We start from the raw sequence: 24,175 nt of genomic DNA on the forward strand, positions 1-24,175 counted from the left end.
GTTCTTCCTTCGCGCTTTTCGCGTCTTCGCGGTTTAATCATTCCGATGAAACTAGATTTGGTATGATGAGTAAAATAATAACTAATAACTAATAACCAATAACAACTAATTTATGCATTTGAATTTTTCCCGACGAAATCTGACGCCTTATTTGTTTTTGTTTCCGGCTTTGTTTATTTTGACTTTAACGGTTTTGTGGCCGGCGCTGCAAGCTTTTTATTTGAGTTTTACTAATTACGAATACGATTTAACTCAAATGCCGCAGTGGGTGGGTTTGAAGAATTTCGATCGGTTGTGGCGCGATCGCACTTTTTGGCAAACTTTGACCAATACGCTGCTGTATCTGATCTGTGTAGTGCCTGTATTGGTTGTTATACCGCTGGGAATGGCCATTTTGTGCAATCAAAAGCTGCGGGGGATGAACTGGTTCCGCGCAGCATACTACACGCCTGCGGTGATTTCGATGGTTGTCGCCGGGATTGCTTGGAAGTGGCTGTTTGCTGAAACTGGATTGCTGAATCAGTTCGGGGAAATGTTAGGTTTACCTCCGGTTTCTTGGCTGGCAAATCCCAAGGTGGTACTCTTTAGCGTGATGGCAGTTACTATATGGAAAGGCTTGGGTTATTACATGGTGATTTATTTGGCGGGGCTGCAATCTATTCCGGCAGAACTTTACGAAGCTGCTGCGATTGATGGTTCGGAAGGTTTGCGGAAACACTGGGATATTACTGTGCCGCTGATGAAGCCTTATTTAGTTTTGGTGGCGGTGATTTCGGCGATTTCTGCTACTAAGGTTTTTGAAGAAGTTTATATTATGACTCAGGGCGGCCCTCGCAATAGTTCTAAGACTGTTGTTTATTATCTTTACGAACGGGCTTTTAAGGATTTGGAAATTGGTTATGCTTGTACCATCGCCCTAGTGTTATTTTTGCTGATTTTAGGTTTGTCGGTTTTGCAAGTTAGCCTTCAGGGTTTGACTCGCAATGATTGAGGAGTCATTGGTCATTGGTCATTAGTCATTGGTCATTGGTCATTAGTCATTGGTCATTGGTAATTTGTCATTGGTCATTGGTCATTAGTCATTGGTCATTGGTCATTAGTCATTGGTCATTAGTCATTGGTCATTGGTCATTAGGAAGAAGATAAGACGGCGGTTTCAACCGCAGAATCTCATTTAATTAAGTAAAATTTAGCACATTTTCCCTACGCAATAACACGCAAGTACCAAGCCTGTTTAAAGATTAAGTTAAATAACTAATGACAAAGCTCTGAGACTTGTACTAAGCTTGAGTATATCTCGGAAGTTTTGCGATCGCCCGCGCCGACCACCCCTCTGACACAACTAATTAACTTTCGTCAATAGTACAACTCGTGCAAATGGGCTGCAAACCCTTTAAATTCAAATTTATTAAACTATGATTTTACTAACAGGCTATCAAATCACTGAAAAGATTTACTCTGGTGTCAATACTGCAATTTATCGGGGAATCTGGCAAGAACAGGATTTGCCAGTCATCGTCAAAACCCTGAACAGCGAGTATCCAACTCTGGAAGAAATTACCCGATTGAGACATGAATATAAAATCCGAGAAAATCTGAAAGATATCGAAGAAATTGTCAATTGCTACCGTCTAGAAACCAATCAAAATGGTGTAGCGCTGACCTTAGAAGATTTTGGAGGCTTGGCTTTATCTATTTTTTTAATGGCGACCAAACTTGACTTAAAACAATTTCTGGAAATTGCCGTTGAACTAGCCAAAAGTTTAGGCAAAATCCATCAAAACCAAATAATTCACAAAGATATTAAACCGCACAATATTATTATCCATCCCGAAACCTATCAGGTCAAAATTACTGACTTCAGCATCTCCTCGCACTTGGTTCGAGAAAACGCAACTCCCAGCTATCCCAATTTGCTCGAAGGTACGTTAGCTTATATTTCGCCGGAACAAACTGGTAGAATGAATCGGGCAATTGATTACCGCAGCGATTTCTATTCCTTGGGTGTTACTTTTTACGAGATGCTGACTGGTGAATTGCCATTTAGGGCGATCGACCCTTTAGAATTAGTTCACTGTCACATCGCTAAAATCCCCCCCACTCCCCGCAGTTTGAAGCCGGAAATTCCCGAAGCAATCTCTGCCATCGTGATGAAGCTGTTGGCGAAGATGGCGGAAGATAGGTATCAAAGCGCTGACGGGCTGAGATTTGACCTCGAAACTTGTCTGGCGCAACTACAAGCTACTGGCAATATATCTGATTTTACTGCCGGAAATGCCGATCGCGCCGGTCAACTCCTCATCCCCCAAAAACTCTACGGTAGAGAAGCTGAAGTCGCCGCTTTACTCAGCGCTTTCGAGAGAGTTAGCGGTGTAGAACCCCCCCAATCCCCCCTTGTTAATGGGGGGATTTCGGAGCGAATTCCCCTTGTTAAAGGGGGAATTTCGGAGTGGCATTCCGTTGGTAAAGCGGGGCTTTCAGGGCTTTCTTCACCCCCCTTAGCAAGGGGGGCAGGGGGGGTCGAATTAATCCTGGTTTCCGGTTACTCCGGCATCGGCAAATCCTGCTTGGTAAATGAAGTTCAAAAACCCATTGTTCGGCAGCGCGGCTATTTCATCTCCGGTAAATTTGACCAATTCAAGCGCAACATTCCCTACGCTTCCCTAATTCAAGCATTCCAGTCATTGATTCGGCAGTTGCTAACAGAAAGTGCAGCATCTATTCAGACTTGGAAACAAAAATTGCTAGCCGCTTTGGGAACCAGCGGTAAAGTTGTCACAGACGTGATTCCCGAAGTCGAACTAATTATCGGGAAACAGCCGGAAGTCCCGCAATTGGGGCCGGCAGAATCGCAAAACCGATTTAATCTGGTGTTTAAACAATTCCTTAGCGTTTTTACTGCCAAACAACACCCGCTAGTGGTTTTTCTCGACGATTTGCAGTGGGCAGATTCCGCATCGCTGAAATTCATTGAACTGCTAGTGACGGATTCAGAAAGCAAATATTTGCTGCTAATTGGAGCCTATCGAGATAACGAAGTCAGCGCCACCAATCCGCTGATTCAAACCATCGAAAACATCCAAAAAAATGAGGCAGGACTTCCAGAAAAAGTCACTAATATTGTTTTGAATCCCTTAGATTTGAGTCATGTAGAGCAATTAATTTATGAAACTTTAGAAAGCCAAATTTCCCCAAACATCAAAGTTTTAGCAGAGCTACTTTTTAACAAAACCCAAGGAAATCCCTTCTTTCTGACTCAGTTAATCAGAACTCTTTATCAAGAAACACTGTTAGTTTACGATTTTCCATCGAGTAGGTGGCAGTGGGATATCGGGCACATCCAAGCAATCGGGATTACTGACTGCAATGTCGTAGAGTTAATCGCTCGAAATATTCGGAAGTTGTCCGCTGCAGCGCAGTCAGCCTTAAAATTAGGGGCCTGTATTGGCAACCGGTTTAATTTAGAAGTCCTGGCAATTGTCAGCCAAAAATCTCAAAAAGAAACAGCATTAAGTCTCTGGGATGCTCTTCAGGCAGGGCTAATTTTGCCGCTGAGCAACGATTACAAAATTCCGCTGGTTTTTGAAGGTTCGGAAACCGGGCTGTCGGGGCTGCAAGATGTTAAGGTTGGCTACAAGTTTTTGCACGACAGAGTGCAGCAAGCAGCTTATTCTTTGATTCCCGATGAGGCCAAGCAAGCAACGCACCTCACAATCGGTCAACTGCTGCTGGAGAATACTCCCGTCTCCGAGATTGAAGAAAATGTCTTTGATATTGTCAATCAACTTAATTTTGGTGTTGAATTACTCACAGAAAAATCCGCAAAAGATCAACTGGCAAAACTGAATCTGATTGCTGGTAAAAAAGCTAAAGCATCCAATGCTTACGAAGCTGCTGTCAGATATTTGAATGTCGGTTTGGAACTGATTAATTCCCCTCAGTCCCCCGTAAGTATAGGGTCAAGTTGGCAGACGGATTATGACTTGACGCTGAACCTGCACGTAGAAGCGGCGGAGGCTGAATATCTCAATACTAACTTTGGGCGATCGCAAGAATTAGCCGATATCTTGTTGCAACAAGCCACTATCCTGCTCGACAAAGTTAAGGTTTACGAACTCCAAATCCAGTCTTATATATCTCAAAACCAGATGCTGAAAGCCATCGATACTGGTTTAAAAGCTTTGGAAATGTTGGAATTTTCCCTGTTGGAAATCCCCCCAGAGGGTTTGGGTGGAGTTAATTTACCTCAGATTGAGGAACTAGAAAATATTCCGGTAATGACTGATGACTATGAGTTGGCGATAATGCGTATACTTTCGGTTCTGCTTTCTTCTGTTTTTACAACACAACCAGAACTATTGCCGCAAATTGTCTTCACAATGGTTGATTTTTCGATTAAACGGGGTAATTCAGCACTTGGGGCGATCGCCTATAGTTGGTATGGCTTGTTGCTGACTGGGGCCTTAGGAGATATAGACGCTGGATATCATTCGGGACAATTAGGTTTGAAGTTATTAGAGCAATTTAATGCTAAAGAACTGAAATGCAAAGTTTATACTATGTTTAACACTTTTATCCGCCACTCGAAAGAACACGGTAGGGAGATCATCGCACCTTTGAGCGAGGCGATACAAAGCGGTCTAGAAACAGGAGATATGGAATATACTTGTTATTCTGCTCTCAACAGTTGTTCTGCTTCATTTTTGATTGGAGAACCCTTAGAAAAGGCACTACAAAAACAATTACAATACTTCACTTTAGCACAGAATGTAAAACAAGACGTTTCTCTAGAAATGCTGGGAATATGGGGGGGGATTATTTTAAATTTGCGAGATATATACCCAAACAAATCTCAATCAACAGGTAAAGATTTTAAAGGGACAGAAATATTGGCTCGCCTGCCACAAGTTAACAATTATCTGTCAAATTTTAATTATTATCTTGCTAAATTGCTGCTAAATTACTTATTTAAAAAGCCAGAACAAGCAGTTATTGATGGATCTGTAGCAGCCAAATATGCACCAGCAGCAATTGGCTTCATGATGCTAGGTACGCACAATTTTTACTATTCCCTCGCACTCCTGGCTGTGTATCCAACTGCTGACAGTGCAGAACAGGAAAAACATTTGATGCAGGTAGCAGCGAATCAGGAAAAAATGCAGAAAAGGGCGCACCACGCACCGATGAATTACCAGCACAAATACGAGTTAGTTGAGGCAGAAAAGGCGCGGGTGTTGGGAGAAAAAGACCGGGCGATGGATTTTTACGATCGCGCAATTCAACATTCCGGCGAACAGGAATACATTCAGGAAGAAGCTTTGGCTAATGAATTAGCCGCCGAGTTTTATCTTTCTCTCGGTAGGCAGAAAATTGCTAAGGTTTACATGACTGACGCTTACTACGGTTATATCCGCTGGGGTGCGAATGCTAAGGTTGCTGATTTAGAGGAACGATATCCGCAGTTAATTGTACGGATGCCGGAAAGTGAAAGTTTAACAATGAGTAACCAGACTGTGAATGCAACTTTTGCAACCGTTATTGGCAGTCACAAAGCTTTAGATTTCGCGACAGTTATGAAAGCATCTCTTGCTATCTCCGGCGAAATTGTCGTCGATGCTTTGCTGCAAAAATTGATGCAGATTGTGCTGGAAAATGCGGGTGCCCAAAGTGGGTGTCTGATCGCGCCGAAAAATGGTGATTTTGCGATCGAGGCTGCGGGAGAAGCGGGCGCAGATGTGCGAGTGTTATCGGGCGCGGGCTTGGATTATCCGTATCCGCGATCGGTCATCAATTTTGTCGATCGCACTCTCGAAGATATTGTCCTCCACGATGCCTGCAGCGAAGCAATTTTCAACAACGACCCCTACATTATCGAACACCAGCCGAAATCGGTGTTATGCGTGGCGATCGTCTATCAAGGCAAATTAACAGCCATCCTTTATTTAGAAAATAATTCGATCGCAGGCGCTTTTACTCCCGATCGATTGGAAGTATTAAAACTGCTTTCTTCCCAAGCTGCGATCGCCCTGGAAAATGCCCGCCTTTACACAAACTTAGCAACGGCGAACCAACAACTAGCAGAATACAACCTTACCCTAGAAGCAAAAGTTAAAGAACGCACCCAAGAATTAAACGAAAAAAATGCCCTGCTTTCCGAAGAAATTCAAGAACGCCAAAAAGCCGAAGCCAACGCGCGAGATGCCAGCCGCGCCAAAAGCGAATTTTTAGCTAACATGAGCCACGAATTGCGAACGCCCCTCAACGGCATTTTAGGTTACGCTCAAATATTTAAGCGCGACAAACATTTCTCAGCCCAACAACAGGAGGGAATTGGCGTTATTCACCGCTGTGGCGAACACTTGCTCGCTTTGATAGAGGATATTTTAGACCTTTCTAAAATCGAAGCTAGAAGAATGGAACTCGTGCCAACAGAATTTAATTTTCTAGATTTTATTCAAAGCATAACTGCCATTTTTAGCATCCGAGCCGGTCAAAAAAATATAGCTTTTAATTGCGAATATCTTTCATCTCTTCCCGCTACAATCTTGGCTGATGAAAAGAAGTTACGGCAAATTTTAATTAATTTAATTGGCAATGCAGTTAAATTTACTGAAAGGGGTGGAGTTACTTTTAAGGTTTCCGCAGTCGATTGTGTAAAGGATGGAACCCAGACTGAAGTTCTTACTGCGAACGTGAAGATTCGGTTTCAAGTAGAAGACACGGGAATTGGCATCGCTACCGATGAATTGCTAAAGATATTTGCACCTTTTGAACAGGTAGGTAATAGTCCGCGCCATACTGAGGGAACAGGCTTAGGATTGGCGATTAGCCGCCAATTAGTGGAGATTATGAGCGGTGAATTGAAAGTAGAAAGCACCTTAGGCAGAGGTAGCATTTTCTCCTTTGAGTTGGAGTTGCTGGCAGTTGACAACCCAGCTCAAAATAATAAGTATTATCCCAAAAATATTAAGGGTTTCAAGGGTGCTGATAAGAAAATTTTAGTGGCGGACGATCGGTGGGAAAATCGCTCGATTTTAATTCATCTACTGGAACCGTTGGGTTTTGAAATAATTGAGGCGACCAACGGTCAAGATTGTGTGAATAAAGCTCTAGAATTTCAACCGGATTGTATTTTGATTGATTTGGTGATGCCGGTGATGGACGGATTTGAAGCGATGCGGCAAATTCGGAAGTTGCCCCAACTGCAAAATGTGGTGGCAATCGGCACTTCTGCTAGTATTATGGAAGCGGAAAAGCAGGAAAGTCTATCAGTAGGATGCAATGCTTTTATTCCCAAGCCGATCCGGGCTGAGGAACTTTTAAATTGCTTGCAAGTTCATTTGGGTTTAGAATGGATTTGCGAGGAGCTGCAATACCCGAACGCGGAATCTGAAGTTTTTCACAACCAATCTCAAATTCAGCATGAAGAAATCATTGCTCCTCCGGCAGAGCAAATCGATTTACTCTTTGAATTAGCCATGATGGGTGACTTAGGAGGTATTCAAAAACAAGCAGAAAAATTGGCACAACTTGATATTAAATATGTCTCTTTCGCCAACCATCTCAATCAATTAGCTAAAAACTTTGAAGAAGAAAAAATTTTAGAATTTGTAGAAAAATACAGGAATTAGTAAAACTATGAGCATCTTATCTTGGGAAGAAAGCGCAATTTTGATCGTTGATGATAACCCGAATAATTTGGCATTGCTGTTTGATTTTTTGACGGAATCGGGATTTAAAGTGTTAGTGGCGCGGACGGGAGAGAGCGCGATCAAAAAAGCTGAATACTCGCTGCCAGATTTGATTTTGTTGGACGTGCTAATGCCGGGAATTGACGGTTTTGAAACTTGCCGGCGTTTGAAGGCTGGCGATTTGACCAAAGAGATTCCGGTGATTTTTATGACGGCGCTGAATGAGACGGAAGATAAGGTAAAGGGATTTAGTTTAGGGGCTGTTGATTACGTTACTAAGCCGATTCAAAATGAAGAAGTTTTAGCTCGCGCTAAAGCGCATTTGAGCGTCTGCAAGCTGACTCAAAAACTTCAGCAGCAAAATGTGCAGATGGAGCAGGAAATTGTCGATCGCAAACAAGCTCAAATTAAGCTGGAACAACTGGCTGCTGAGTTGGAACAACGGGTGGACGATCGCACGGTGCAACTTTCTCAAGCCAACCTGCAGCTACAAGCAGAGGTTAACCACAGGCAACAAATACAGGAAAATTTGCAGAAGTCCCTGCACGATCTCAAGCACGCTCAATCGCTATTAATTCAAAGCGAAAAAATGTCGGCTTTGGGGCAAATGGTAGCAGGAATTGCTCACGAAATTAACAATCCGGTGAATTTTATCTGCGGCAATCTCAATTACGTTCGCGATTATGCTGAAGATATTCTCAAGGTGCTGGAACTTTACCAACAGCACTATCCCGCTCCGGCACCGGAAATCACATCAACAGCAGAAGCCGTGGAGCTAGAATTCATCCAGGAAGATTTGATGAAAATACTCAGCTCGATGCAGATAGGGGGCGATCGCATTCGCGAGATAATTCTGTCTCTGCGGTATTTTTCGCGGCAAGAAGGGCGAGAAATGGAGTTGATTGATATTCATGAAGGTATCGACAGCACGCTGATGATTTTGCACAATCGGCTGAAATTTAAGGCGAACCGTCCCGCGATTGAAGTTATTAAAGAGTATGACCCCAATTTAAAAAATGTAGAGTGCTGCGGCGGGGAAATCAATCAGGTATTTATGAATATTTTAGCTAATGCGATCGATGCGATAGAAGAATCCTGCAGTGAAAAAAACTTCGAGGAAATTAAAGCAAATCCCTACGTGATTCGGATTTGTACGAAAGTCAGCAACTCCAACACAGCAATCATTAAAATTTATGACAGCGGGCCGGGAATGAGCGAGGAGTTGTGCGATCGTATTTTTGACCCATTTTTTACCACAAAGGCGATCGGCAAAGGTACCGGAATCGGCTTGTCAATTAGCTGGCACATTGTCACAGAAAAGCACGGCGGCAGTTTGCAGTGTTGTTCGACACCAGGCCAAGGAACAGAATTTGCGATCGAACTTCCAATCCGACAAAAAGCGCGACAAATGGCGGCCTCCGGTGTCCAAATTGGAGGCTGCTAACCAATCGCAGATTAGACATCTTGCATTCATACCATATCCGGTCAATGACCATAACGAAAGCCGTTCGTAGTGCGGACAGTCGTCCGCATTACGAACCTTGAAAATATCGGCATTGAAAGAGCATTGCATCGGCCTTCAATCTGCGTTTTACCTATTAATCAAATATTTAGGCAACTGCTCCCCTAGAGTAACAACAAATAAACCTATAAATCCGGCCTCTCCTGATAATCTTCCGCAGAACTTGGGTCTAATTCCCACCGACTTTCATCTCGATGTTCCAACATATCTGTTGTGTGCAAAATAGCTCCGTCCGCCATTTCAATGCCCGCTGCAGCTCCGAGTTCGTCAACCATATCTTGGTCGGGAGTTGGAGCGCTTCCCCCCACCAATTCCTCGCCAGTCGCACGTTCTTGTTCCGCCGCCGCAACCTCGCCATCGTCGCCGCTGAGTTGGGAACTGCTCGAACCGTATTCCGAACCGCTGTCGTTCAAGGTTGTGATTTCATATTGCTTCAATCCCGGTTCAACGATAACGCCAGTGCCGTAAGATTCAGTAATTTCTTGAGGCAAATCGCTGGAATTCTCGCGCTCTTCAGTTGCTTGTTCAGCTCGTTTATTTGGCTGTGCCATGATATCTACTCCAGATTTTTTTGGATTTTATTCAATAGTTGGAACTTTTGCTATTGGCTTTATCTTAATTGTTATTAATTGCCAACTGCTGTAATTAATTGCAACTATAACTGTTTTTATTTTTTTTAGCTTCTATCCCAAGAAATATCTTGATTTGGCTCGGCTATAGCGGTTCGATCGCGTTGTGAGGTATGCCCAATCCCTCCGCTTCGCTCCGCCCTGCGCGGGCCACGGAGCCCCATCCCTCCGCTTCGCTCCGCCCGACAGCACCTCATATGAGAGATCGAAATGCTATATTTCATTGGGAATACAAAAAACATCGCCCTTTCCAATGGGCGATGCTTTTTCTAAGTAGCGCTAACTCTATTCGGGAAAATCAGGAATTACCCATTTGGGAGGTTCCGTCCGTTTCCTTCTGATCGCTTCCTCTGCCATTTCCAGCATTTTGTCGAGAGAGGTATTTTCAATAAAGTTTGACGTTGCCGCCGCGTATTCTCGCTTCGGGCACTTGTCGCCCAAAACGCAGCCATTGACGCAAGCTACAGCACAATCGACAGTGTTCTCCACCATAACTTTTTTCCTTTCACGGTTCCAACAACAAGCAGGCAGATGCTCTTGGTGAATTTGTCAAGAGACTGCCCTTTGTCTTCATTTTACTTTACAAATAGTCGTTAATGTCGATCGCCCGGACAAAACTGTTTTGACACTCAGGGCGCGTGAATGCACTCCTGATTCTTGGCTCTACGAACGACTTTAAAACCCACTATCCACAGCGGCAATGCTTAAACCAATTAACCGTGCAGTAGCACCAATTAACGAGCCTAACTTAGTGAATCTCAGAGAGTCTATCTCCCCAAGCGTAGTAGGATACGAACCTACTGTTTGGGCGTGCCCCGCCCTACACTTCCTGTCAAAAGTATTAGTTCTCTGATGGTGGGATGTTATTTTTTAATCCCTAGCTGTTTTAAGAGTTTTCGCCGCTCTTTGCCCAAAATTTGACGCCTAAAAGTGTGTCTCTCAACCGTTTCACGATGGCGAAGGAGTTCAACCTTGACAATTATTATAATCATAGCACCTTAAAAGTCGTCAAGCTGATCGTGGGGTTTTAGCCCCAAATTTCTGATAAAATCAAAGCAACCTACCGAATCAGCCGATTATGAGCAATTTTCTGCGCCGCTTAAAACTTTTACCTTGGCGAGAAATGCTGCAAATTGCCGCCCTCGTCAACTCAATCGTGATTGGAGTTGAGCTATTTTTAGCCTGGGGTTTCACGCAATCGCGCGCAATCCGCAACGTCGTGACGCTTCTCTACGGCTCCTCCCTCGGAATATTGATACCTTTCGTTGCCGCAGTGGGAATGGGAGCTTTAGCAGTGTACTTTTTAGAGCATTGGCACCAGCAATATTTGCTCAATAAAATTAATTTGTGGGTTTTAGTTTTGTGCGTGCTATTCGGTTTGCTGTTAAAGTCATTTCTGCCCATACCTCCTTTGTTAGCAAGTTTATCGGAAGCCTCACTAATCGGAATTACGGTGGGAGTTTTTTGGAAAGGCAGGCCTTATTGGCGATAGTTTTTAGTCAGTTGTCAGTTGTTAGTTGTCAGTAGGCAGTAGGCAGTTGTTAGTAGTCATTAGTCATTAGTCATTAGTCATTAGTCATCAGGAAGAGGGAATTTATTGCTTTAAGCAGTTATTGTAAAATGTGCATTTAGCACCCTACAATAACTGTCAATATCGGTAAAAACCCCGGTTTCTTTGATCTCATTAGTAGGGTGCGTCATCAGAGAAAACCATAGCTTTTTGTACTAAACCTAAAAAATACGCACCCTACAATGACTACTGACTACTGACTACTGACTACTTCCTTCTAATTATGGCAGCCAAAAATCGGGAAGAAAAGTATTAGTCAAACTGCGAGCAAACTGATTAATCTGTCTCCCAACTTGAATGTGTGGCTCATCAGCCTCTACAGGAATAATGGCCGCTTTTTTGCCAATTCCGAAACGCGAAATTACCAAATTTGCCGCCTCCAAACCAGTAACATAAGCCTTTTCCTGCGACCAAGAACCGTGACGGGTAACAACCCAATCGCCGCTCATAAATACATTATCATAACTTGTTACCGCCGGCAACAAATACTGATAACTTCCCGGTGCAAAATGCGTCACCGCCCGCGACAAGCGAATCGCGCTGCTGTCAATTACTTTTGCATCCCGAAAAGCGGGAATACAAGTCGCTAAATCCCGCTGCACTAAAGCAACAATTTCCTCATCTTTCAGGGGAATTAATTGATTGGCGTGATAAAAGTCAGCTTCGACAACTGTTCCCGGTTCCGCTCGGAATTCGTCGTGCAAAGCATTCAAATCAAAAAATGTCCAACCCGTAGTTGAACTAAATCCAAAACAGGCATTTGAAGGTAGCGGAATGTTAATTTTTCTGTCAAACCAGAGACGGACAGCTAACACGTCAACAGCACCCAAATTCATTACGTCCCTAAATTCTTGGCGGCTTTGCAAAGCGGGGCTGGTGCTAATAATTTTTTGCATTCCAGTAACGCCAACTGCAAAAATAATTGCATCTGCCTCGAAGGTTTTATCGCCACAAACCACGCCTGTAGCTCGGTTGTTGCTATCAACGATTAAATCAGTAACTCGTTGATTTGTCAATACTTTAGCGCCAATTTTTTCCAGGCGATCGACCCAGGGTCGAAAGATTTTTTCCCCGACAGTACCGCGACACCAAACTACATCAAAATCCGCTTGGTGTGCTAAGATGAAATAATAAAGCATTCCCAAAGCTGCGGCGGCAGAACATTGTTCTCCTGGTGCAAATAAACCTACTAATAACATCGGCTCAAAGGCATCGCGGTACAGCCTCGCAGATACGCCAAACTGTTTGAACAATTCGCGGGCTGTAACGCGATCGTACCTGCGCCAAGCTTCGTCGGAGTTGTCGAAATCTAGGACGGCGTAGAGTAAAGGTAAGGCTGAAAGTCGATCGACTAATGGCAGTCTTTTAAATTTGGTGTAGAGAAAGGTTCCTAACGGTGTGGGAAGGATCGGTTCGTTCTGAAATATTGGCGATTCTACTTCCAAGCCGGCGGGGGAATACTGACAAGAACGAGTCCAAGACGTAAACGGATCGAGTCCTAATTCCTTGACTAATGAAAAGATATTTTTGTAGGGATACCAGAAGCCGTGAATTCCTGCTTCTACGGAACGCCCGCCGGCGGTTTTCCACCCCGCGACTAAGCCTCCCGGCTGAGGGCCTGCTTCTAACAAAGTTACGTCGTAGCCTTGCTGGGCTAGGTGATAGGTGGCTCCTAAACCTGCCCATCCTGCGCCGACGACGACTACTTTTGGGGCTGGCGATTCTGCTGACATTTGGTACCTCTGCATTTTTGATTTATGATGACATAATTTATGAATAAAAGTGAAATATGCGATCGATTAGCTGAAAGTTATAGTGTTTTTTGGACGGTAGGAAATGTTATATTAAAACGTTAATGTTGGTTTTTCCGATAATTGAGATTCGAGTAAAATACACAAATTTAACTGGTTGTCAATATGCAATTAATTAATTATTTGACTGCTATTTTTGGGGTAATTTGGCAGAACAGCATTTTTCACTGGGCGGCGCTAATTTTGCTGGGCGTGGCTGTTTGGGGCGAGTATACTTCTGTGAAGCAATATCAGCGGTATCTCGGCGCGAAAAGCCGATCGACTCTTGAATCTGTCAACTATTTGAGCTCGAAGTCAGAAAGCGGTACATCAGGGGCGATCGAGTTGCGGCAGTGGGAAACACCACCTGATACCTGGAAACTTCTGCTAGACTGGTTTAGCGAACACTTGGCGGGCGAAATCACCGCCGATGGCGAGGCTTACAGGGCGCAGGTAAAATCCGGGCGGTTTATGTTGTTTCAGTATCCCGCAATTTTAGGGCGATCCGTACCTAGGAGTCAGTGGCGGTTTGTACCGAGCACCTTAGTCGCGCTGGGGGTTTTAGGTACATTTTACGGCATTCAAACCGGCTTGCAAGATGTTAATTTGGGTTCTTTGCAAGATACCAAAGAATTGCTACCTTCGATCGGCACGTTGCTGGAGGGAATGAAAACAGCCTTTTCGACTTCTTTGATGGGTTTGGGATCTTCTAGCATATTTACGCTTGTCTTAGCTTGGGGCGATCGCGCGCGGGTTGCCGATCTATCCAATTTACGCAATAAATTAGATAAAATCGCGAAATTACAAACCCCAGAACAAATGTTTTCTGGCGCCTATAGCGGTGGCGGTGTTGAAAGTGCGATCGCCCTTGCAACCGAAACAATGAAAACCGGATTTGCTCAAATTGTTGAAGTACAAAGCAATGTGAACTCCCAGGAACTCGGACAGCAAATCGCCTTAGCAATGACCCCTGTTTTTCAAGACATTCGCCAAGAGTTATCCCTACTCAAACAGATTAAAGCCGACCAAGGCGAAGAAATATTAAACAATCTACTTTCAGGACTCCGCACCGAAGTAATCGAACCAGTAGTAGGGCGACTAGATCAAAGCGCCCAGTTAACTCAATCAGCATCCGAAGCTGTCAGAGAACTCAAGAACGAATTGGGCGGAATCTCTTCTAGTTTAGCACAATCTATCCTGACAATTCAAACTTTCCAGCAAGATACCTTAGTGCAGTTGCAGGAATTTGCCAACAACTTGCAGCAGATTTTAGGACAATTTCAAACCGACACCCACGGCGTTTTGCAAGAAATGGCCACCGAAATGCGATCGGGAGTTGGAGAAAGCATTGAAGGCATGAAAGCGCAAAGAACAGCCTTCCAAGAAAGCGCCCAAGAAGCAGCCAACACCTTTAAAGGAATTCAAGATAACTTGCAAGCATCTCTCCACACTCAAGCAGCACAAGAAAAGGAAATGCTAGAAGGAGTTGAAGCCAGAATGACCAATATTTTAAATGCCACCCACGCAGCTTTTCAAACTCAGTCAGATACCATTAAAGCAGTAGGCGATGAAGCTTCGGGACTGATGGAAAAAGCGCGAGAAAATCTGGTTGGCAGTTTACAAAATGTTGACACAATGCTGCAAAATACCCGCGTCACAGTCCAGGAAGAGTTAGATAATTTTCGGGTAACATATCAATCCTCTCTACAGCAATTTTTTACCGCACAAAATAATTTATTAGAAGGTACTTTAGGTAAACAGCAAAAAGGTTTAGCGCAGGTTGTACTGGGCTTGCAAAAAGTTTTTCAAGAAGAATCGCAGAAGCGCAAATTGATGTCGCAGCAAGTTGACGAAAGTATGGACAAAATTTTGACAACAGCCGCAGAAGTGAGCCAGTTTGCTAATTCTGTGGGGTTGAATTCCAGCCAGCGTTTGGCGCAGTTACAGGAACTAGCGAAGATAACCGGACAAGAAGTGCTGCGGGTAGAAAGCGTTTATGAAAAAATGGCAAATCAGTTCAATATCGAAGGAGAAAGATTGCAAACTACCTATACAAGTTTGGTAAATCAATTAAATGCAGCTTTGCAAGCGGAACAAGAACAAGTGCGGCGGGTTGAGAGTGCTTATCAAAATATGACAGATCAGTTCGATCGCGCCCTGCAATCTGGTAATAATCAATTAATTGGCTATTTGGAAAAAACTACGTCATCGCAGCACAAGTTTTTTGAAGAAGCGGATTCTTCGATGGCGAAAGTGTGCAATGGTTTGCAAGAATCTTCCGATGGTTTGATGCAGGTTGCTCATTATTTGGTAGCGGCTGCTGATAATTTAGGGACGAAGAAATAAGGTAAAAATAGTCAGGTTTGTAGTGAGGACTTCAGTCCGCATTTAAGAATGACTAAAGTCCTGACTAAGAACTAATTAACAAATCAGCCACACCACAAACATGAGCGATTTATCCGATTTAGACAATGCACCGGAAATAGAAGAAGAGGAAGATTCCAGCGTCCTGCTGTCCATCGGCGATTTAATGTCCGGCTTGTTGATGTTGTTCGCCCTCCTGTTCATCACTGTGCAAATTCAACTCAGCGAAAAGGTGAAAATGCTGGATGAAAAAATCCTTCAGGTGGAAAAACTGCGACTGGAATTGCAGCAATATCAAGACGCATTTAAAGGATTACCGCAGATTATTGTCAATGCTTTAGAAGGGAAACTTGGAGACAAAGATGTTTTTACTGTTGACCCCGGAACCGGAGATGTCAGCATTCGCGATCGCATTTTGTTTGATAATAACAGTTTTGTCCTCAAACCAGAAGGGAAAAAGTTTTTGCAAGCCTTCATTCCCATTTACAGCCAAGTGCTTTTTGCTAACAAACAATTTGAAAAACAAATTTCTCGCGTTGTCATTGAAGGACATACCAGTTCTGCTGGTGCAGAACCAAAAAATCTGGAACTGAGTTTGCGAAGGGCTTTAGCTGTTTCTAATTATATGTTTTCTGATGAGGTAAATTTTCCTAAAAAAGCCCAATTGCAGCAAAAAGTATTAGTTTCTGGTCGGGGAGAATTAGATGCGAATCCGACAGAAAATGCAGCGGGCGATCGCAAAGTCGTCTTCCGCTTCCAATTCCGCCGCGAAAACTTGAATATTGACTTAAACCGCCAATTACCCTCGCCGGAAGCTCAAAGCCCGAATTCTACCCCCTAGATAAATGCTGCCGCTTAACCTGCGGATTTGATATAAAATGTGTGGGATTATTAGTCCTATACGCACGGGTAGCCACAAACCCTTATGAAATCGATCCTTCCCGATCGCAAATCGAACATCGAACATCGAAAATTGTATAGCCTGTTGCTGTTATTATTTCCCGCTTCCGCATGGCTGATCGTTTTCTTCATTTTGCCGGTGCTAATTGTACTTTTGTACAGTTTCTTAGAACGCGGTACCTACGGCGGCGTTACTTGGGTATTTACTCTCAGCAACTACCAGCGTTTGTTCAGCGGACTGTTTTTAGGAGTAATTGGGCGATCGCTCTTTTTAGCTTTTTTAACAACCGCTGCTTGCCTTTTAGTGGGCTATCCCCTAGCATTTTTCATCGCCACCCGTCCTCCCCGCTGGCGAAATGCCTTACTTTTGCTGGTAATTATTCCATTTTGGACTAACTTTTTGGTGAGAACCTACGCCTGGATAATTCTGCTGCGTAGCGAAGGAGTAGTTAACACAGCCCTGCAAAGCCTGCAAATTATTAGCGAACCGTTAAACTTGCTTTTTACACCTTTCGCTGTGGCGATCGGTCTGATTTACGGCTATTTACCTTTCATGGTTCTACCTTTATATTCTAGCATAGAACGCTTCAATTTTTCATTAGTAGAAGCAGCTCAAGATTTAGGAGCAAATGATATTAGAACATTCTGGCGCGTATTTTTCCCATTAACAACTCGCGGAATAGTTGCAGGTTCCATCTTAGTATTTGTCCCCTCAGTTGGCGCTTTTATTACTCCCGATATATTGGGCGGATCTAAAACAGTAATGGTGGGAAACTTAATTCAAAATCAGTTTATGAAAGCCCGCGATTGGCCCTTTGGTTCCGCGCTTTCTATGTTATTAACAGTAATCATATTGATTCCTGTTTTGGTTTACTTCCGCGTCTCTGATGAAACTTAAAGAGGTATAGCCTTTCGAGCGTAACATGAGGTGCTAGGAGTGGGCATTGGGCATAGGATATAGGGCATTGGGCATACCTCACTAAGCTTGAAAACCGCTATAAATTGAGATTTACAGTTAGGTGAGGGCGGGTTTATGAGATTATTTATTTGAGGCGATGGTTTTTGGTAGTTGATTGTTGGTGGCGGGCAGTTGATTATTATTTTTTATTGGTTGGTTCTAATTCCGAATTACCAATGACTACTGACTGTTGACTACTGACTGTTGACTGTTGACTGTTGACTGTTGACTGTTCACTAATAATTACTGCTAACTAATAACCAATAACTAATAACCACTAACCAATAACCACTAACCACTAACTAATAACCAATAACCACTAACCACTAACCACTAACTAATGACTAAAACTAAACTAGATTTGCTAGTGCGGGCGACTGGGAAAAAATGGCTGTGGGTACAAGCTACACTAGCATTTGCCTTTCTTTATTTGCCAATTCTCATCTTAATTATTTACTCCTTCAACACATCCAGATTCAATGCCGTTTGGCGCGGTTTTACCCTCGATTGGTATCGCAGCTTGTTTAGCAATACAGGTGCGACGATTGCTAGCAGCAGCAGCGGAATTTTGCCCGCACTCAACAACAGCTTGCTGATTGCAGCTATTTCCACTGTGGTAGCGACAATTTTCGGTACAATGCTGGCGCTAGCGTTGGAACGCTTTCATTTTCCGGGACGGAAAGCGGTAGAAGTTTTACTGTTTTTGCCGATTATTATGCCCGAAATTACGATCGGCATTTCGCTGCTAGTTTTCTTTACCCTCGCATTTCGGATCGTAGAAAATCTCACCGGAATTCGCCTCAATCTCGGCTTACCTACAGTAATTATCGGTCACGTTGTCTTTAATATTTCATTTGTGACGATTACTGTCAGGGCGCGTTTGGCGGAACTCGATCCTCAATTAGAACAAGCAGCTTTTGACTTGGGCGCTAACGAATGGCGGACTTTTTGGCGCATCACTTTTCCGCTGATTTGGCCCGCTATTTTTAGCGCAGCATTGCTAGCTTTTACTTTGTCTCTAGATGATTTTGTCGTGACATTCTTCACCACTGGCGTCGGTTCCATGACTCTGCCACTATTTGTTTACGGCATGATAAAATTTTCAGTAACGCCAGCTATCAATGCTATTTCAACTTTGATGTTGCTGGCTTCCTTGTTGCTGGTTGTATCGTCGCTCAAAGTTCAAAAAAGTTAAAAAAATGTTTTTTGTGTCATAATTATTGTTCGATATAACTCACCAAACCTATGAAACGCCTGCTGAATTTTCTACTTTTGTTTGTGATGAGTGCAACGGTAGCTTTCGGCTGCAGCCCCACAGGTGGCAACCAACAGCAAGTCCTCAACATTTACAATTATGCAAGTTATATCGCCCCAGAAGCGATCGCCCAATTCGAGAAAGAGAACAATGTTAAAATTCAATACGACACTTTCGAGAACAGCGACGCACTATACGCCAAACTCAAACAGGGAAACCCCGGTTACGACTTAATATTTCCCGCCGATTACATGGTAAAAGTCATGGCAGCGGAGAATATGATTGAGCCGCTAAATTTGCAGAACATCCCCAACAAAATCCACCTTGATGCTAAGTTTATTAATCAATCTTTCGATCCCCAAAATAAGTATTCTCTACCCTACCAGTGGGGAACAATGGGAATTGGCTACAACTTGAACGCCACCAAGGGCGATATCAACAGTTGGGCGGCAATGTTCGACCCCAAATATACCGGAAAAGTCGCATGGCAAGATGATGCCAGATACACTTTTGCAGGGGTTTTAATGTATTTAGGATTTGACCCAAATACCACAAATCCCGAAGAAATTAACAAAGCCCGCGATTTGCTGATTAAAAATAAAAATATCATTGCCGCTTTTGTCCCAGACACGGGTCAAACTCTGCTGGAGCAAGGAGAAGTCAATCTGACAATGGAATGGAGCGGCGATATTTTTCAGGTGATGAAAGAGAACCCAAATCTCCGTTACGCTATTCCCAAAGAAGGAACCATTGTGTTTTCTGACAATATGGCAATTCCCAAAGGTGCAGCCAACAAAGAGTTAGCCGAGAAATTTATCAACTTCACTTTGGAACCAGAGATAGGAGCAAAAATTTCTAATTTCACCCACTTTGGTTCGCCGAATAAAGCAGCCATCGATCGAGGTTTAATCGATCCTAAAGATTTGAAAGATCCTCAAATTTATCCGCCGGCTGAGGTGCTTGCTAAAATGAAGTTTTTGCAGGATGTCGGGAAAACAACAGCATTGTACGATCGAGCTTGGACGGAAGTTAAAGCAGGAGCGGGAAAGTAGATATCAAACAGGTGGCGGGCTGGTTTGCTTAAATTTTTAGTTTGTATTGGAGTTGCGCCACCGTTAAGAACGGGCTCTCGGGCCCGTTCCACAATAAAATTAAGTTTTGTGGAACAAGCATCTTGCCCGTTCCTAAACAAGTAATTAAGAATAGTAAAATATATCAGTTTAACCGGACTATAACTCATATTTTTTATTGCTCATATAGCAGTTCGATCGCGTTGTGAGGTAATGCCCAGCGGCACCTCATTTTTCGCTCGAAATGCTATAACTCATAGATACTAACACAATGCACGCAGTCGAACTTGTCAACATTTCCAAAATATTTAAAAGTGTCCGCAGTCAAGATTTCTTAGCTGTAGATAACATCAACCTGCAAATTTTCGATCGCGAATTCTTTTCTTTGCTCGGCCCTTCCGGCTGTGGCAAAACTACAACTTTGCGAACGATCGCAGGTTTTGAAACTCCCACAGCAGGCGAAATTTACATTCACGGCCAACCGATGCAAAATCGCCCGCCATTTCACCGCCCAGTGAATACGGTATTTCAAAATTATGCTTTATTTCCGCACATGACAGTAGCACAAAATGCTGCATTTGGGTTGGAAATGGAGAATTTGCCTCAGCCAAAAATTCGCGATCGCGTGGCGGCAGCCTTAGCATTAGTACAGTTAACAGATGTAGAAAAACGCTATCCCCGCCAACTGTCAGGGGGACAGCAGCAGCGAGTAGCGCTGGCGAGGGCGTTGGTCAAAGAGCCTTCTGTTTTGCTGTTAGATGAACCCCTGGGAGCGCTGGATTTAAAATTGCGTAAAGAGATGCAATTAGAATTAAAAAAAATGCAGCGAAAATTGGGAATTACATTTATTTATGTAACTCACGACCAAGAAGAAGCGCTCACAATGTCGGATAGAATTGCAGTGATGGAAGGAGGAAAACTGCAACAAGTCGGGACACCTGTTGATATTTATGAATATCCGAAAACGCGGTTTGTTGCTGATTTTATTGGCGACAGCAATTTTTTGACCGGGCGAGTAGTAGAAAGGCAACAGGGTCAAGTAGTCGTGCTGGTTGACCAAGAGTTGCCCGTGTTAGTTGCGACTGCAGAAGATTTGCCGGCTGGGAAAACTGTTACCTTGGTGTTGCGGCCGGAAAAAGCTGCTATTTATCCGGCTAATTATGATGCTGAAAATAGCTGGCCGGGAACAGTAGAAGAGGCGATTTATATTGGCACTGATACGCGGTATAGGGTGCGCTTGACTGCTAAAAGCTCGATCGCCCTTCGCCGACAAAACTTGCACCGAGATGACTTACAGCGGCACCAAATTGGCGATCGAGTTCGAGTTGCCGTGCCGCCGGAAAGTATCTGCATTCTTTAAAAAGTCCCGCTGATTGAAATCTCCTTTATTGCGGTGATGGCGAAGGAGTTTCCGCTTCCGGCGCGGGAATTTCGCTTGGAGTTGATTCTGGCGACGGCGAGGGACTTTCGCCAGAAGTTGATTCTGGCGAAGGCGCGGGAATTTCGCCAGGAGTTGATTCTGGCGACGGCGAGGAACTTTCAGCACCGGGCGAGGGACTCTGTGAACCGGGCGAGGGACTTTCTGCAGGACTCGGGGCGGAAGTTTCCGGCGGTGGCGGAAGTTGTTCGGGCTCTGGCTGAGGGCTTTGGAGGCTGCGTACCCACAAACCTAAACCAGCGCAGGCTAACATCAGCCCCAACAGCCCCAACAGCGGCAACCAACGTTTGGACTGCTGTTTTTTAACTGGTTCCGGGGCGGGGGCTGTTTCGGGATACAGCAACTGTTTGGACGATTCTGAAAGCTGAGATTCTGGGATCTTCCCAGTCTTCTGGAGAGATGCTGACCCTGACATCGGCAGGGACACCGACTGGAGAGACACTGGCGCTGACACTGCTGCTGAGGTTGGCGCGGAGGCGGGATGAAACAGTACCAATTTCTCCGGCGACGTCCGACAGTAAGTTGCCACGACAGAGGTGTTATCGTAACCGTTTTTCTCGTTGGCGAGGCTAATCCAAGACTGAACTGCAGCTTCCAAAGACATTTGGCCCTCTAGCACCGGAGGGCCGTAATTCTCCCAAGATTTCTCTACCCAGTCGTTGTCGGCCAAACCGTCGGAACACAGCAGCAGTAAGCCTTCCTCTTCGAGAATAAATCGCTGAATCGTCGGGCGTAGGAAATCGCCGTCTCGCGTGCCCAAAGCTTGAGTCAGGGCTCCTGCATCCGATCGCAATTGAGTCTCCCAGTATAAACTGTGTCCTAGCTTGACTTCCCTTGACGCTACGTCATCGTCCACAGTCAGCCGCTGACAGTAATTTTTGCCAATCCAATAAGCGCGGCTGTCTCCAACATTGATCAAATAAAGTTCGTGACTGTTATTCGACGGTAAATCATCGGAAACTTTAATTTTTTGAGGCAACTGGAGGGCCATCACCAAAGTCGTCCCCATCCGCTGCCGCAACTCTTTTCCCTGCTCGTTATTTTGATTGGAAATCACATTGTTCACAACTCTGACTATTTCTTCGAGTTGTTTAATTACCATTTCTGGCGTCATCAACTCTTCTTGTTCAGCGATTTCTGCGAGCAAATTTTGGACTAAAGCTTTCAGGGACTGCACGGCTAATTGACTGGCAACTTCTCCTCCTTCGTGGCCTCCAACCCCATCGCAAACCATTGTTAAGTAAGGAATTAGTTTGTCGCCATCTGAAGTTTTGCTAAATTGTAAATCCGCAGCAGTCGGATAGCAACTGTCTTCATTTTTGGCGCGCTGCGGCCCGGTATCAGTCATGCCTACTACTTCTAAGTGCAGGGGCAATAAAGCCGCTTGTTCTAATAATAAATCGTTGAGTTCTAGGGCGATCGCCTCTAAATTCATGCTGCTGCGGCGCATAAACAGACAAATCTCTCCGAGTCTCGACTGCACCTCTGGCGCGGCAGATTCCACCAAACCAGACCAAACATCTCCCAAATCCTTAACCGTCGGTACAAAATTTCCAGGGTGCAGTTGCAGCAGGCGTACCCGCCAACCTTCCACCCGCAAATTTTCCGGTACCAGCAAACTCGCAGCGACTCCTTGTTCCGAAAGCGGTGTCCACAGTTGAAGCATTTGCCACAGCCAGTAAACTTGGCGCGCCGCACCGGTGTGAGCCCAAGCTTCTAAAATAGAAGGATGCAGGCTACCAAAATTATTAACTGGCACATTTTCCAGCAACAGCACCTCAGTGGCTTCGGGTGCTTCCCCCACGGAACAAAAACCGTATACTTCCGGCGTATGCAGCCGTTGGGGATACAAATGCAGGTATGGCGCGATGCTATCGGGCAGTTGTTCGGGGACGCTAGGAGGAATAGAGGGACGGCTTTCTAGCCAGAGTTGGGGTGCAATGACAAAATATCGATCGGCTATTACCTTACCCGCCGGCACTTCCTCGGCTGCTGGGCCCACAGCCCACAAATACCGATAAATTAAATTGGTTTCGCAAGCTGCACAGTGCTGGCGGCCAAAGGTATTGCGGGGTTCGGGACAGCTCAGATTCGGGCAATAAATGGGTTCTGAGAAACTACTAATCATATCGAAAGAGTTTGTGTAAAAACATTCTGAAGATATTTGATTCTCCAGCTCCAATTCACGAGCTTGAGAATAAACTGATTTTAGCCCCTATCAATTTTTTAACTGCCTTTGGGGCGCTAGAAATTGTAGTTGCTGCCAATGGAGATCGGCTAGAATTGTAATCTAAGTTACTAAAACTTTAACTTTGAGTACGATCGAACCCTGACTGGGGCCGGAGCAGCCTCAACCCGATACCGCGATCGGGCTAGCAATTCGCAAACCCTTGCAGAGTCTGTTGTTGACACTTTTTAAATCTCAAATTTCCAATCTAAGATATTTCATAGTATCACCAATTCTTTTATGATCTTGACTCCCACGCTTCTTTGGCTGCTAGCTGGGACTTTGCTCTGTTTGGCAGAGTTATTTCTCCCGACTGCTTTTGTGGCTTTTATGATGGGGCTGAGCGCCTTCGCTGTAGCTGGATGCTCTCTAGTTTTACCTTATGTTAATTTACAGATATTCCTGTGGATGGTATTTTCGACAGTTTTTGTGCTGGTGTCCCGGCGCTTGATACCAAAAGGCAAGGTAAGGGCGATCGCAGATTCTCACGAAGCTAAAACTTTAACAGAAATTCCCCCCGGCGAAGCTGGACGGGTGATTTATGAGGGGAATTCTTGGCAAGCTCGTTGCGAAGACACCAAGGCTACCATCCCTCCCAACCAAAACGTCATTGTCGTGGGACGAAAAGGCACTACTTTGATAGTTTTACCAGAAAACTTATTGCATTCTTAAACCAAATGCGTAATTAGTCAGTAGTCATTAGTCAGTAGTCAGTAGTCAGTAGTCAGTAGTCATTAGTCAGTAGTCAGTAGTCAGTAGTC

Annotated in this window: 15 protein-coding genes; 11 read left to right on the forward strand and 4 right to left on the reverse strand. The window is 44.4% G+C overall.

Translation table 11 applies throughout. The features are described from left to right. Positions 1-112: 112 nt before the first annotated feature. From QUA97_RS21250 to QUA97_RS21260, 3 genes are all read left to right on the forward strand, one after another. Positions 113-991 (forward strand): carbohydrate ABC transporter permease, encoded by an 879-nt coding sequence (locus tag QUA97_RS21250; RefSeq protein WP_333195866.1) that lies wholly within the window; start codon positions 113-115, stop codon positions 989-991. 424 nt (positions 992-1,415) lie between these two features. Next, entirely contained in the window at positions 1,416-7,631 is a 6,216-nt protein-coding gene (locus QUA97_RS21255; RefSeq protein WP_333195868.1) for a hybrid sensor histidine kinase/response regulator, read from the forward strand. Positions 7,632-7,638: 7 nt separating this feature from the next. Next, positions 7,639-9,135, forward strand: a complete 1,497-nt coding sequence (locus QUA97_RS21260; protein WP_194065918.1) for a hybrid sensor histidine kinase/response regulator — start codon at positions 7,639-7,641, stop codon at positions 9,133-9,135. Positions 9,136-9,338: 203 nt separating this feature from the next. Here QUA97_RS21260 and QUA97_RS21265 read toward each other — a convergent pair whose 3' ends face one another. Beyond that, the gene (locus QUA97_RS21265; RefSeq protein ID WP_194065919.1) at positions 9,339-9,764 is read right to left on the reverse strand and encodes a DUF6335 family protein; all 426 of its coding nucleotides are present in this window, start codon (positions 9,762-9,764) and stop codon (positions 9,339-9,341) included. A 363-nt stretch (positions 9,765-10,127) separates the two neighbouring features. Beyond that, positions 10,128-10,334 (reverse strand): hypothetical protein, encoded by a 207-nt coding sequence (locus QUA97_RS21270; RefSeq protein WP_194009348.1) that lies wholly within the window; start codon positions 10,332-10,334, stop codon positions 10,128-10,130. A gap of 586 nt (positions 10,335-10,920) precedes the next feature. Here QUA97_RS21270 and QUA97_RS21275 point away from each other — a divergent pair. After that, positions 10,921-11,334, forward strand: a complete 414-nt coding sequence (locus QUA97_RS21275) for a peptide chain release factor 1 (protein WP_194065920.1) — start codon at positions 10,921-10,923, stop codon at positions 11,332-11,334. 299 nt (positions 11,335-11,633) lie between these two features. Here QUA97_RS21275 and QUA97_RS21280 read toward each other — a convergent pair whose 3' ends face one another. Beyond that, positions 11,634-13,145, reverse strand: coding sequence for a hydroxysqualene dehydroxylase (locus QUA97_RS21280; RefSeq protein ID WP_333195873.1), 1,512 nt, complete (start codon positions 13,143-13,145; stop codon positions 11,634-11,636). 183 nt (positions 13,146-13,328) lie between these two features. On the opposite strand from QUA97_RS21280, the gene QUA97_RS21285 reads away from it, so the two are divergent. The 6 genes from QUA97_RS21285 to QUA97_RS21310 all read left to right on the forward strand — a co-directional run bounded on the left by QUA97_RS21285 (position 13,329) and on the right by QUA97_RS21310 (position 21,109). Then, entirely contained in the window at positions 13,329-15,548 is a 2,220-nt protein-coding gene (locus QUA97_RS21285) for a hypothetical protein (protein WP_333195875.1), read from the forward strand. 100 nt (positions 15,549-15,648) lie between these two features. Further along, positions 15,649-16,407 (forward strand): OmpA family protein, encoded by a 759-nt coding sequence (locus QUA97_RS21290; protein ID WP_333195878.1) that lies wholly within the window; start codon positions 15,649-15,651, stop codon positions 16,405-16,407. A gap of 84 nt (positions 16,408-16,491) precedes the next feature. Continuing rightward, positions 16,492-17,364 (forward strand): ABC transporter permease, encoded by an 873-nt coding sequence (locus QUA97_RS21295; protein ID WP_333195880.1) that lies wholly within the window; start codon positions 16,492-16,494, stop codon positions 17,362-17,364. Between the two features lie 400 nt (positions 17,365-17,764). Continuing rightward, positions 17,765-18,619, forward strand: coding sequence for an ABC transporter permease (locus tag QUA97_RS21300; protein ID WP_333195882.1), 855 nt, complete (start codon positions 17,765-17,767; stop codon positions 18,617-18,619). A 50-nt stretch (positions 18,620-18,669) separates the two neighbouring features. Further along, entirely contained in the window at positions 18,670-19,731 is a 1,062-nt protein-coding gene (locus tag QUA97_RS21305) for an ABC transporter substrate-binding protein (protein WP_333195884.1), read from the forward strand. 289 nt (positions 19,732-20,020) lie between these two features. After that, positions 20,021-21,109 carry an ABC transporter ATP-binding protein gene (locus tag QUA97_RS21310; protein WP_333195886.1) on the forward strand — a complete coding sequence of 363 codons (1,089 nt, stop codon included), beginning with the start codon at positions 20,021-20,023 and terminating at the stop codon, positions 21,107-21,109. 25 nt (positions 21,110-21,134) lie between these two features. Here QUA97_RS21310 and QUA97_RS21315 read toward each other — a convergent pair whose 3' ends face one another. Continuing rightward, positions 21,135-23,315: a protein phosphatase 2C domain-containing protein gene (locus QUA97_RS21315; protein WP_333195888.1), complete on the reverse strand. Its 2,181-nt coding sequence runs from the start codon at positions 23,313-23,315 to the stop codon at positions 21,135-21,137. Positions 23,316-23,654: 339 nt separating this feature from the next. On the opposite strand from QUA97_RS21315, the gene QUA97_RS21320 reads away from it, so the two are divergent. Beyond that, positions 23,655-24,086, forward strand: a complete 432-nt coding sequence (locus QUA97_RS21320) for an NfeD family protein (protein ID WP_194065929.1) — start codon at positions 23,655-23,657, stop codon at positions 24,084-24,086. Positions 24,087-24,175 lie beyond the last annotated feature (89 nt).

Origin of the sequence: Microcoleus sp. CZ3-B2 (assembly GCF_036705055.1) — a bacterium.
In the GTDB taxonomy this organism is placed as follows: Bacteria; Cyanobacteriota; Cyanobacteriia; order Cyanobacteriales; family Microcoleaceae; genus Microcoleus.